We start from the raw sequence: 11787 nt of genomic DNA on the forward strand, positions 1-11787 counted from the left end.
GATCCGCCACGGGGATCGCGTCCCGTGCCGCCTCGAGGCGGTCGACCAGTATCGATCCCGGCGAACGCACCGGCCGATTCCGGCTCGGCGGCGACCAGCTGCTCGATACCGGCGGCCGCGATATCTCCGCCGAGGATGTCGCGGTGGCGCTACTGGACGAAGCGCAACTTCCGCGACACATCCAGCGCAGGTTCACCGTCGGGTACTGACGCAGAAAACCCCGGTCCACCAGGGACCGGGGTTTTCTGTTCGATTATCGGCTACCGATAGTCGCCTCAGGCGTTACCGGACAGCTTCTCCCGCAGGGCCGCGAGCTGGGCGTCGCTGGCCAGCGAACCGCCGCCCGACTCCGGCTGGCTGGTGCTGGACTGCGCGCCGCTCTCGGAGGAGTAGTTCGACGAACCGGCGCCACCCGCGGCCTCGGCCGCGGCGTCGGCCGCCATCTTCTCCATCTGCGCGGTGTGCATCTTGTGCCGGCGCTCCGCCTCGGCGTAGCGGCCTTCCCACTCTTCGCGCTGCTTGTCGAAGCCCTCGAGCCATTCGTTGGTCTCGGGATCGAAGCCCTCGGGGAAGATGTAGTTGCCCTGCTCGTCGTAGCTGTCGGCCATGCCGTACTTCGACGGATCGAACTCGGCGCTGTAGTCCTCGTTGGCCTGCTTGAGGCTCAGCGAGATCCGGCGACGCTCCAGGTCGATGTCGATGACCTTGACCATGGCGTCGTCGCCCACGACCACGACCTGGTCCGGGACCTCGACGTGGCGCTCGGCCAGCTCGGAGATGTGCACCAGGCCCTCGATGCCCTCTTCGACGCGCACGAACGCGCCGAACGGCACCAGCTTGGTGACCTTGCCGGGCACGATCTGGCCGATGGCGTGGGTGCGGGCGAACTGCCGCCACGGATCTTCCTGGGTGGCCTTCAGCGACAGCGAGACGCGCTCGCGGTCCAGGTCGACGTCGAGAACCTCGACGGTGACCTCGTTGCCCACCTCGACCACCTCGGACGGGTGATCGATGTGCTTCCAGGACAGCTCGGAGACGTGCACCAGACCGTCGACACCGCCGAGATCGACGAATGCGCCGAAGTTGACGATGGAGGAGACCACACCCTTGCGGACCTGGCCCTTCTGCAGCTGGTGCAGGAATTCGCTGCGCACCTCGGACTGGGTCTGCTCCAGCCAGGCCCGGCGCGACAGAACCACGTTGTTGCGGTTCTTGTCGAGCTCGATGATCTTGGCCTCGATCTCCTTGCCGACATACGGCTGCAGATCGCGGACACGGCGCATCTCGACCAGTGAGGCGGGCAGGAAGCCGCGCAGACCGATATCGAGGATCAGACCGCCCTTGACGACCTCGATCACGGTGCCGCGGACGGCCTCGTCCTTCTCCTTGAGCTCCTCGATCGTGCCCCAGGCGCGCTCGTACTGAGCCCGCTTCTTGGACAGGATCAGGCGACCCTCTTTGTCCTCCTTGGTGAGGACAAGAGCCTCCACCTCATCGCCCACGGAAACGACCTCGTTCGGGTCGACATCGTGTTTGATGGAGAGCTCGCGAGACGGAATGACGCCTTCGGTCTTGTAACCGATGTCGAGCAGGACCTCGTCGCGGTCGACTTTGACGATGGTTCCTTCGACGATATCGCCGTCGTTGAAGTACTTGATCGTGGCGTCGATGGCGGCGAGGAAATCCTCGGCGGAGCCGATGTCGTTAACGGCTACCTGCGGCGAGGTGACGGTGGTGGGCATGTGGCGGTTTGCTCCGGACGGATTGTGATCGGTTGCGGACATTGAGACTTTCGGTACGCTGCGATACACCCAGCGGCTCCAGGTGTGATCACTTGCGCGTTCAGCGTACGCGACCCGGAACCGGGCGGGCAAACGACCCCCCGCAGCGGATCTATAGGCTTCGAATCGTGTCCGACGACCTCGTTCAAGATCGCCACGCTCAGGCCACCGAACTACTGGGCACCGCGGGTGCGGCACGCCTGCGGATCGGCTCGGCCGAGAGCGAACGCGCGAACCGGCGCTGGTGGGACGCCGACGCCGACCAGTACCACGATACGCACGGGGATTTCCTCGGCGCCGACAGTGTCGGCGGCGAATTCGTCTGGTGCCCGGAGGGCCTGCACGAAGGCGATATGGGGTTCCTCGGCGAGGTCACCGGCAAACGGATTCTCGAGGTCGGCTGCGGGTCGGCGCCCTGCGCCCGCTGGCTGGCCGGCCGGGGAGCCCACCCGGTCGGACTCGATATCTCGCGGGGAATGCTGTCACGGGGGCTGGCCGCCATGGCGCGGGGCGGACCGCGGGTGCCGCTGGTGCAGGCGGGCGCCGAAGCCCTGCCGTTCGCGGACGAATCCTTCGATCTGGCCTGTTCGGCCTTCGGCGCGGTCCCCTTCGTCGCCGATTCCGCCCTGGTGATGCGTGAGGTCGCCCGGGTGCTGCGGCCGGGCGGGCGCTGGGTGTTCGCGGTGAACCATCCGATGCGGTGGATCTTCCGCGACGATCCCGGCCCGGACGGTCTCGAAGCGGTGATCCCCTATTTCGACCGCACCCCGTACACCGAGATCGACAGCGAGGGCCGGTGCACCTACGCCGAACACCATCGCACCATCGGTGACCGGGTGAGGGAAATAGTCGGGGCCGGATTGGCGCTCGACGATATCGTCGAACCGGAGTGGCCGGAATGGCTGGACCGGGAATGGGGCCAGTGGAGCCCGCTACGCGGGCAACTGTTCCCGGGGACAGCCATCTTCGTGAGCCATAAACCCGACCGACCTTAAGGCTCGGCGGCGAGCGCTCCTCGGCGTCGAAGAGTGGAGTGCGCCGAGGGTGCGGCCCGGTCGCGGGACACGTCGGCGCTGCCGGACACAAGAATCTCCCGGCTCGCCCGGAGACGGGCGAGCCGGGAGTCCGGTCCGATCAGGATTCGTCGCCGCGGGTCGGACGCGGAGAACGCCCGGCCTGCTCCAGCGCGCGCCGGAGGGCGAATTCGATCTGCGCGTTGACGCTGCGCAGATCGTCGGCCGCCCAGGTGGCGATCGCGTCGTGGATCGCGGGGTCGAGCCGGAGCAGGACCTTCTTGCGTTCGGCCATCAGTTGTACAGCGATCCCGCATTGACCACCGGCTGTGCCGGCCGGTCACCGCACAGCACCACCAGAAGGTTCGAGACCATGGCGGCCTTACGTTCCTCGTCCAGTTCGACCATGCCCTCGGCGGTGAGCCGGTTCAGCGCCAGTCCGACCATGCCCACCGCGCCCTCGACGATCTGCGTCCGGGCGGCCACCACCTGCGCCGCCTGCTGACGGACCAGCATCGCCTGCGCGATCTCCGGCGCGTACGCGAGGTGGGTGATCCGCGCCTCGATGACCTCGATCCCGGCGGTCTCGGTGCGGTCGCGCAGTTCCACCGTGAGTTCCTCGGCGACCTCGGCGCCGTCGCGCAGGCTGGTGCGGTCGGCGTCGTGGGCGTCGTAGGGGTGGGTGGTGGCCAGGTGCCGGACCGCGGCCTCGGACTGGGTTTCCACGTATTCCTCGTAGTCGTCCACGGCGAAGGCGGCCTTGAAACTGTCGACCACCTTGTAGACGACCACCGCCGCGATTTCCACCGGGTTACCGTCGGCGTCGTTGACCTTCAGTTTCTGGGTCTCGAAGTTCCGGACCCGCAGCGAGATACTGCGGCGATCGGTCAGCGGCAGGACCGAGAAGAATCCGGGTTCGCTCACCGAGCCGATATAGCGGCCGAAGAACTGGACGACCTTGGCCTCGTTGGGATTCACCACCGTCAGGCCGGTGATGCCGAGCAGCAGGATCACCCCCAGCACGCACGCGACGATCGCCCCCGCCAATCCCGCGGCGTTCCGGTGCTGTGCGAATGCCGCGAATCCCGCGATCGCCGCCGCCGCCAGCGCGATGGTGAGCACCAGCCAGATCAATAGCACGACGAACCCGTTGACCCGCGCGGCGTTCCGGAATGTCATGACATCCTCCCTCTATCAAAGTGATATCACCAAGATAGCATGGCACTCGCCGGACCGGGTGCGCGCAAGACAAAGCGCGAACCGCCGGCCCCGCGGCCGGACACCGCCGATTGCCTGCGACCATGTGCGGATGGAACGGACAGCACTGGGTGAGCGGCTCCGCCTCGGCGTGATCGAGGGCGACGGGATCGGGCCCGAGGTGGTGGGTTCGGCGCGACGGGTGGTCGACGAGGCACTGTCCGCCGCCGGCGCGGCCGAGGTCGACTGGATCCCGTTGCCGATGGGCCGCCGGGCCATCGACGAATTCGGCACCGCCCTACCGGAATCCACCCTGACCGGTCTGCTCGACACCGACGGCTGGATCCTCGGCCCGCACGACAATGCCTCCTATCCCCCGGAGCACCGCATCGCCCCCGGGGGTGCGATCCGGCGCCATTTCGGCCTGTACGCCAATATCCGGCCCGTGAAAGCATTTCCCGGCGTCGCCGCGCTCACACCGGATATCGATCTGGTGGTCGTCCGCGAGAACAGCGAGGGTTTCTACGCCGACCGGAACATGGCGGTCGGCTCCGGGGAGTTCTGTCCCACCCCGGATATCGCCCTGTCGGTCGGCCTGGTGACCCGCGCGGCCTCCGAACGGATCGCGCATGAGGCCTTCCGGCTGGCCGCCGCCCGGCGCGGCCGGGTGACCATCGTGCACAAAGCGAATGTGCTGCCGCTGAGCATGGGATTGTTCCGCGATACCTGCTATGCCGTGGCGCGCGAGTACCCCGGGGTGACGGTCATGGACGAGCACGTCGACGCGGCCGCCGCGCATCTGGTTCGCGCCCCCGGCGATTTCGATGTGCTGGTCACCGAGAATCTGTTCGGCGATATCCTGTCCGACCTGGCCGCACAACTCGGTGGCTCGCTGGGTACGGCCGCCTCTCTCAACTGCTCGGCCGACCGGGCGATGGCGCAGGCCGTCCACGGCGCGGCCCCCGATCTGGCCGGTCACAACCGCGCCGACCCGGTGGCTGTGCAACTGTCCGCCGCCATGTTGCTGCGCTGGCTCGCCGACCGGCGCGACCAGCCGGTGCTCGCCCGGGCAGCGGAGCGGATCGAACACGCGGTGGCGGCGACCTTCGCCGCCGGTATCGCGACAGCCGATCTGGGTGGTCTGGCGTCGACCAGCGAGTTCACCGAACAGGTCACCGCCCGGGTCCACTTCCGATAGCGACCGCCACACCGTCCACCGCGAGCCGCAGCGAAGAGATGGGCGTACCACCGCCCGTCCTGAAAGCTCCGCTACTTGCGCCGTGCCGGGAGGCGCAGAGCGGCCGAAGCACCCCACCGGCCCGCCCGCAATTGGTGAAATTCCGCTCCGAGAGTGTCATTGTGGTTCGAAGAGTCCGGTACCGGACGACGAGCCGCGCGAGAACGACAGCAGGATAAAGCCGAATATGCCGCAGCAGAACCCCGAACCGACCGTGGTCGCCGTCTACGAGTTGGTAGCGACGCGGTACAAGCGAGTTGCGGAATTTTGTCTCGCGGCAACGGGCACCGTGGTGCTGACGCTCGCCGAGACCGGTGGATGTCCGATGGCGCGACGGTGGTTGCGCGACGGCCTCCGCGTTCCGGGCACCTCCCAGACCGTCACCGTGGAGGACGGTCCCGCCTTCCTGCGCGCTCTGCTGCTGCCGCGACCGCTCAGATATAGCCGGGTGGTGGACGAAAGCCCCGGTCCCGCCGCTGCCGAAGTCCGGCGGCGACGATCGGCCGGTTCCGGGGAACCGCCGCGCCGGAGCCGAACGTAGTGCAATGAACGCGTTGTCCCCGTGGCGCGGCATCACCGACGAGACGCTGTTGCGCCTGACCAATCTCGCCGGCCGGGTGAGTAAGCTCCGGTCCGGACTGGTTCGCGACTACGGTTACCGCCTCGACGCACTGATCCAAGAGCTCACCAGCAGCGACCGCGACTTCGAACTGCCGATGGAATGGCGTTCCGCGGCGGAGCCGGGCGCGCGCGGAGCCGTACCGCCCAGCGGCCGCTTCCCGGCTTACACACCGAGCCGCGCCGAACACCACGTCGCGACGCGGCGTCTGGTGATCGACGAAGAACTCTCGGAGACACTGCCCAGCAGCGCGAACGGTATCTACGTCACACGCGATCAAGACGGCGTCCTGTACGTGTACAAACCAGACGATCTGGAGATGTACGGCGGCCTGAACTGGCTGCCGCACGTGTCCGGCCAGTTGGCGCGCAGAGAGGTCGCGGGGTTCCGGATATTCGAACTGCTGCAGGCGCCACGGGTGCCGCCGACGGCACTCGTCGACGGGCCACGCGGGCCGGGCATGGCGCAACTGTTCGTCCCGATGAAGGCCAGTAAGGATGTCGACCGCTACCCGGTGCCGCAACAGCAGCAGGCCGCGATAGGTCATTTCGTGGCCGGTAGCCACGACGGGAACTGGGCGAACTTCCGGCCGGCTTACGACGGGAACACCGAGAGCCATCGTCCCGATGACGATCTGGTCATCTTCGATCTGGGTCACTCCGGACCCGAATCGCCCGACCCGCGACGCGGCGATCAGGACTTCGCCATCAGTTCCCCGTTCATCGAGCGTTGGGCCGGCGAGCAGTTGGATCCGGACCTGCTGCGAACGGCCCGGGCGATCGCGCCCGAGCGGCTGGGTAGCTGCCTAGAAGACCTCCGGTTCAGCGACAGCGCTATCGACAATGACCTGGACCGTTTGGAGTATGTGCAGCGTACCGGCACCGTCACCGCCGATTGGCAGCCCTCCTGACACCCCGACCGGACGGTCGCTACAGCAGCCGGGAGAGAAACGATCTGGTGCGGTCGTGCGCCGGATTCGTCAGCAGATCCTCCGGCGCCCCGGCCTCGACCACCACTCCCCCGTCCATGAACACCAGCCGATCGGCCACCTCGCGCGCGAAACCCATCTCATGGGTCACCACGATCATCGTCATACCCGAGGCCGCGAGCTCACGCATGACCGTGAGAACTTCACCGACCAGCTCCGGGTCCAGCGCGGAGGTGGGCTCGTCGAACAACATGAGTTTCGGGTCCATCGCCAGCGCCCGGGCGATCGCCACCCGCTGCTGCTGGCCGCCGGACAGCTGTGCCGGATAGGCGCCTGCCTTGTCGGCCAGCCCGACCCGGTCCAGCAGCTCCTTCGCCCGCGACACCGCCTCGGCCCGGCGGGTCTTCTTGACCTGGATGGGCGCCTCGATGATGTTGGCGAGCGCGGTGCGATGCGGGAACAGGTTGAAATGCTGGAAGACCATGCCGATCTCACGCCGCTGGCGGGCGGCGTCGCGGGGGTGCAACTCGTAGAGTTTGCCGCCTTTCTCCCGGTATCCGACCAATTCACCGTCCACGTACAACCGGCCCGCGTCGACCTGCTCCAGATGGTTGATACACCGCAGGAAAGTGGATTTTCCCGAACCCGACGGCCCGATCAGGCACATCACCTGGCCGTGCCGGACGTCCAGTGATATGCCCTCGAGCACCCGTAGCGCGCCGAAACTCTTGCAGACCCGGTCGGCGCGGACCATCGGTTCCGTCGCACTCATTTCGCCTGCACCTCTCCGCGCGCGTCGGCCAGCTCTCGGAGTTGTTTGGCGGTCAGTTGCCGGGAGATGCCCCGCGAATAGTATTTCTCCAGGTAGTACTGGCCGACCATCAGCACGCTGGTGATCGCCAGATACCCGGTGGCGGTGACCAGCAACAGCGGGATGGGCAGGAAGTTCACCCCGTAGATATCGCGTGCCCGGCCGAACAGATCGGTACTGAGCGGTATGGCGGTGACCAGCGCGGTGGTCTTCAGCATGCTGATGAGTTCGTTGCCGGTCGGCGGGATGATCACCCGCATGGCCTGCGGCAGCACCGTGCGCCGCATGGTCTGGGACCAGGACATGCCGAGCGCGATGGACGCTTCGCGCTGACCTTCGCCGACCGAGTTGATACCGGCCCGGACGATCTCGGCCATGTACGCGGCCTCGTTGAGACCCAGCCCGATCACGGCGAAGGCGAACCCGGCCCGCAAACTCTGCACATCGATCTCGAACAGGCGCGGGCCGAAGGGGACACCGAACGCGACGTTCTGGTACAGCGAGGGGACCAGGCCCCAGAAGACCAGTTGCACGTATACCGGGGTCCCGCGGAACACCCACAGGTAGACCCAGGCGCTCGCCCGCAGCACCGGGTTCGGCGACAGCCGCATCACCGCCAGCGTGGTACCGAGTACGACGGCGATGACCATCGCCAGCACGGTGAGCTCCAGGGTGACCACCGCGCCCGCCGCGATCCGGGTATCGCGGAGATACTGCCAGTACACATCCCAGCGGTACGCGGGATTGGTGGCCGCGCCGTAGACGAACAATCCGGCCAGCGCCAGGATCAGCGCGGCGGCCGCCCAGCGGCCGGGCCGCCGCAACGGCACCGCGACGATGGGTTCGGGTTCGGCGGCCGCGGCGGCGGCCCCACTCGGATCGGCGGTCATCGCGTCGACTCCCTCGCACCGTTGATCACGGAGGTGCGCAGCGCGCCCTCCTGGACTCCCCAGTTCTCGGTGATCTGGCGGTACTGCCCGGTATCGATGAGGTGCTGCAGCGCATCGCGCAGCACCGGCGCCAGCGGCGACCCTTTCACGACGGCCCACCCGTAGGGCGCGGCGTCGAAGATCGGGCCGGCCGGTTCGATCTTGCCGTCGGTCTGTTCGATCGCATACGCCGTGACCGGGGAATCCGCGGACATGGCGTCGACCTGGCCGAGGACCAGCGCATTGGTCACCGCGCTCTGCTCGTCGAACGCGTCGATGATGATCGGGTCCCGGCCCGCCGCGACACAGGCTTCGCTCTTGGCCGGGACCTCTTCGATGTGCTCCACCGTTGTCGCCTGGACCGCGACGCGTTTACCGCAGGCGTTCGCGGGGTCGACGTGCCGGCCGGTGCGCTGCGCCCACTGCACTCCCGCGCTGAAATAGGTGACGAAATCGACCTGCTTCTCCCGTTCCACCGAATCGGTGATCGAGGACATGCCGATATCGTAGGTACCGGCCTGGACGGCGGGAATGATCTTCTCGAACGCCGATTCGGTGTAGCGGGCGCGCAGACCGAGCACCGCGGTGACCGCGTCCATCAGATCCACGTCGAAACCGACGATCGCGCCGTACCGGTCGCGGTACTCATTCGGCTGATACGGCACATTGACCCCGACCACCACCTCCCCGGCGGCGGCGATATCGGCCGGCACCCGCGCGGCCAGCGCGTCCATCGCGCCCACCGCGACCTTGGGCGGGACCGGCCCGGTGTCCTCCACATTGGTCACGCACCCGGCCAGCAGCGCGATACCGGCCAGCCCGCAGACCATGCGCCGCACCCGGGCACCGGATCGCTCCACCACCGCCACCACCTGCCGCTCGCGAAGAATAGTGGGCCCTCGGCCCCTCGTCGACCTTGTCACGCACAGTAGGCGACCGCGGCCCGCGGCACACCCCGAGTAACCCAAGATTGATCTCCGGGCGCGGCGCCCGGCACAGCCACCGCCCGTCCTCCGGCGGCCGACCCGCTACCGTCTGCAGATCATGGTGCAGTCGGTGGAATTACTGCTCGACGAGGCGGCCGAACAACGCATCCGGCGGCAGTGGGAACTGCTCGCCGAAGCGGGGCTGCCCGGGCTGGCACAGGGCAGGCGCGGCGGAGACACCGAAAGTCACCGGCCGCACATCACCGTGGCGGCGGCCCGGCAGATCTGGCCGCGGATCGAACAGGAGCTCGACCGGTTGCCGTTCCGGCCCTTCCCGGTACGTCTCGGCGGTGTGCTGGTGTTCGGGGCGCGGCGGCCGATCCTGGTGCGGGCGGTGGTCCCGTCCGAACAACTGCTGGCCTGGCATCGCCGCATCCACCAGGTGGTCGAACCGTGTCCTGATATCCCGGCCAATCTGCGCCCCAACCAATGGACACCGCATGTCACGCTGGCGCGGCGGGTCCTCCCGCAGCGGATCGGCGACGCGGTGGCCGCCGTCGCGGCCGACCGGGACACCACCGCGACCGTGCTGGGTATCCGGCGCTGGGACGGCGACCAGCGCCGGGCATGGCCGGTCGGCGAACACGGCTGAACGGAGCCGGACCGACCGCGGACCCCGCCACGTAGGGTGGGGACCGGTGGCGTACGACACCGCCGTGGAACACCGCGGCCGGGGCCGGCGTTACAGCCTGAAACCGACCACGAGAGGACGTCATGGCCACCCAGACACTGACGCAGCAGAACTTCGATGACGTAGTCACCAGTAACGACGTCGTACTCGTCGATTTCTGGGCTTCCTGGTGCGGACCGTGCCGCAGCTTCGCCCCGACCTACGATGCGTCGTCGGAGAAGCATCCCGATGTCGTGCACGGCAAGGTCGATACCGAGGCCGAACAGGGCCTGGCCGCGGCCGCCAATATCCAGTCCATCCCGACGATCATGGCCTTCCGCGAGGGTGTACTCGTCTTCGCGCAGCCCGGGGCGCTGCCGCCCGCGGCGCTCGAGGACCTGGTCTCCCAGGTGAAGGCACTCGATATGGATGAGGTTCGTCAGCAACTCGCCGAGCAGCAGGCGACCAACGGCGAAGCAGCCGAATAGAATTGACGAACGACGGCGGGCTCCACACTTTCCGGGGATGGTGCGGAGCCCGCCGTCGCGTTGTCGTACGGTGCGGTCGGTAGCCCGCTAGTGACACAGCCGGGCACAAGCCCGTCGACAGTCCGCGCACGGCCGGAGCGAACGCGAAGGTACGCCTAGCGCAGCGCTCCCAGGCGGTTCACGCCGGCGATCATTGCCCGCACCGAGGATTCCGCGCCATCGGCGGCGAGGGCAGCGCCCCAGCCGCGGTGACCGTCGGATTCGCATTGCACGAAGGTCGCGGTGCCCGCCGCTGTGCGACGTTGATGGAACCGCAGGATCTCGACGGGGTAGCCGGCTTCGTAGAGTGCCGAGGTCATGGCGGCGATGGGGCTGCCCGCCGCCACGACCGAACGGGACCGGCCCGCGAATTCGAGGGTCGCGGTGAAGGCGCCGCCGCGCGCACCGGTGGACGACCAGCCCGCGAGCCGGATCGGGCCGGCGCATTCGCCGTAGCGGTCGTGGAATTGATCGGCCGTCAGTTCCGCGCATTCGGTACGCAGGCTGCGCGGGGCGGCCGTGGTCAGGGCGTTGTTTTCCAGAGTCAGTGTGGTCATGAGCACGTAGGTCTTCCCAGAGATGGTCGGCAGGTTTGGGGGACCAGCAAAAGCAGAAAAGGGGGGCCCGCAGCGAGGGGGCCGGTCCGAATCAGACCCCGCTACGGCGGGTTACTACTACGGCAAGTAGCCGACGAGCCGACTCCGCGGTACGCGAGAGGAGCACCGCACCGTCGCGATCTGCGAACATCGGCGCGGCGCACAGGCCGGCGGCAGGAATTTGCACGGGGTCGAGAATAAAGACTCCCCGGGAAGATGGCAACCATATTCGCGCGCCGTTTCTCCTACCGCCGAATACTGTTCTCCCTGGTCACCGGCAGGCAACCCGAAAATCGCCGCCGGGTGCCGGTGACCGACCGGACGCTGCGCCGCCGGCGACGCAACCCCAGCGAGCCACGCCGAACGGGACCCCACCCCCGCCGGGCCGGACATCACCGCGACCCATCGACCGCAAACCGGCTCTTCTCGATGCGGATTCGGACGTTTCATGATCGGCCCCCGAATCTTCCGTTCGCCCCGCAGCCCGCCGACCCGGCCTCGCGGTCCCGGACGACGGGCACGGCACACTGTCATCGCTTGCGGCCCGGGCGGC

Annotated in this window: 13 protein-coding genes and 1 pseudogene; 7 read left to right on the plus strand and 7 right to left on the minus strand. The window is 67.8% G+C overall.

What is annotated here, in order from left to right:
• A pseudogene (locus tag ACLML9_RS24155) lies at positions 1-209 on the plus strand (hypothetical protein); the annotation flags it as partial.
• A gap of 66 nt (positions 210-275) precedes the next feature.
• Here ACLML9_RS24155 and rpsA read toward each other — a convergent pair.
• Positions 276-1742, minus strand: a complete 1467-nt coding sequence (rpsA, locus tag ACLML9_RS24160; protein WP_411947676.1) for a 30S ribosomal protein S1 — start codon at positions 1740-1742, stop codon at positions 276-278.
• A gap of 167 nt (positions 1743-1909) precedes the next feature.
• Between rpsA and ACLML9_RS24165 the strand changes: the two genes are divergently transcribed.
• The gene (locus ACLML9_RS24165) at positions 1910-2776 is read left to right on the plus strand and encodes a class I SAM-dependent methyltransferase (RefSeq protein ID WP_411947667.1); all 867 of its coding nucleotides are present in this window, start codon (positions 1910-1912) and stop codon (positions 2774-2776) included.
• Between the two features lie 139 nt (positions 2777-2915).
• On the opposite strand, the gene ACLML9_RS24170 is transcribed toward ACLML9_RS24165, so the two are convergent.
• Positions 2916-3089, minus strand: coding sequence for a hypothetical protein (locus tag ACLML9_RS24170; protein WP_411947668.1), 174 nt, complete (start codon positions 3087-3089; stop codon positions 2916-2918).
• Complete coding sequence (locus tag ACLML9_RS24175; protein ID WP_411947669.1) at positions 3089-3973, minus strand: SPFH domain-containing protein; 885 nt, start codon at positions 3971-3973, stop codon at positions 3089-3091. Before ACLML9_RS24175 ends, ACLML9_RS24170 begins: the two co-directional genes overlap by 1 nt.
• Positions 3974-4103: 130 nt before the next feature.
• On the opposite strand from ACLML9_RS24175, the gene ACLML9_RS24180 reads away from it, so the two are divergent.
• The 3 genes from ACLML9_RS24180 (at position 4104) to ACLML9_RS24190 (ending at position 6757) form a co-directional block, all read left to right on the plus strand.
• Complete coding sequence (locus ACLML9_RS24180; RefSeq protein ID WP_411947670.1) at positions 4104-5189, plus strand: isocitrate/isopropylmalate dehydrogenase family protein; 1086 nt, start codon at positions 4104-4106, stop codon at positions 5187-5189.
• A gap of 226 nt (positions 5190-5415) precedes the next feature.
• Positions 5416-5769: a hypothetical protein gene (locus ACLML9_RS24185; RefSeq protein ID WP_411947671.1), complete on the plus strand. Its 354-nt coding sequence runs from the start codon at positions 5416-5418 to the stop codon at positions 5767-5769.
• Between the two features lie 4 nt (positions 5770-5773).
• Positions 5774-6757 carry a hypothetical protein gene (locus tag ACLML9_RS24190; protein WP_411947672.1) on the plus strand — a complete coding sequence of 328 codons (984 nt, stop codon included), beginning with the start codon at positions 5774-5776 and terminating at the stop codon, positions 6755-6757.
• A 19-nt stretch (positions 6758-6776) separates the two neighbouring features.
• Here the strand turns inward: ACLML9_RS24190 and ACLML9_RS24195 are convergent, their stop codons facing one another.
• Genes ACLML9_RS24195 through ACLML9_RS24205 form a run of 3 tightly spaced genes read right to left on the minus strand, consistent with a single transcriptional unit; the run spans position 6777 to position 9345 of the window.
• Positions 6777-7529, minus strand: a complete 753-nt coding sequence (locus tag ACLML9_RS24195; protein WP_411947677.1) for an amino acid ABC transporter ATP-binding protein — start codon at positions 7527-7529, stop codon at positions 6777-6779.
• Between the two features lie 14 nt (positions 7530-7543).
• The gene (locus ACLML9_RS24200; RefSeq protein WP_411947673.1) at positions 7544-8476 is read right to left on the minus strand and encodes an amino acid ABC transporter permease; all 933 of its coding nucleotides are present in this window, start codon (positions 8474-8476) and stop codon (positions 7544-7546) included.
• Positions 8473-9345: an ABC transporter substrate-binding protein gene (locus ACLML9_RS24205; RefSeq protein WP_411947678.1), complete on the minus strand. Its 873-nt coding sequence runs from the start codon at positions 9343-9345 to the stop codon at positions 8473-8475. Before ACLML9_RS24205 ends, ACLML9_RS24200 begins: the two co-directional genes overlap by 4 nt.
• Before the next feature lie 214 nt (positions 9346-9559).
• On the opposite strand from ACLML9_RS24205, the gene ACLML9_RS24210 reads away from it, so the two are divergent.
• A complete protein-coding gene (locus ACLML9_RS24210; RefSeq protein WP_411947674.1) occupies positions 9560-10093 on the plus strand; it encodes a 2'-5' RNA ligase family protein in 534 nt (177 codons plus the stop codon).
• A 122-nt stretch (positions 10094-10215) separates the two neighbouring features.
• The gene (gene trxA, locus ACLML9_RS24215; protein ID WP_030523734.1) at positions 10216-10599 is read left to right on the plus strand and encodes a thioredoxin; all 384 of its coding nucleotides are present in this window, start codon (positions 10216-10218) and stop codon (positions 10597-10599) included.
• 155 nt (positions 10600-10754) lie between these two features.
• On the opposite strand, the gene ACLML9_RS24220 is transcribed toward trxA, so the two are convergent.
• Positions 10755-11195 (minus strand): alpha-isopropylmalate synthase regulatory domain-containing protein, encoded by a 441-nt coding sequence (locus tag ACLML9_RS24220; RefSeq protein ID WP_411947675.1) that lies wholly within the window; start codon positions 11193-11195, stop codon positions 10755-10757.
• Between the last annotated feature and the right edge of the window lie 592 nt (positions 11196-11787).

Source organism: Nocardia sp. NPDC002869, assembly GCF_046764065.1.
In the GTDB taxonomy this organism is placed as follows: domain Bacteria; phylum Actinomycetota; class Actinomycetes; order Mycobacteriales; family Mycobacteriaceae; genus Nocardia; species Nocardia rhamnosiphila.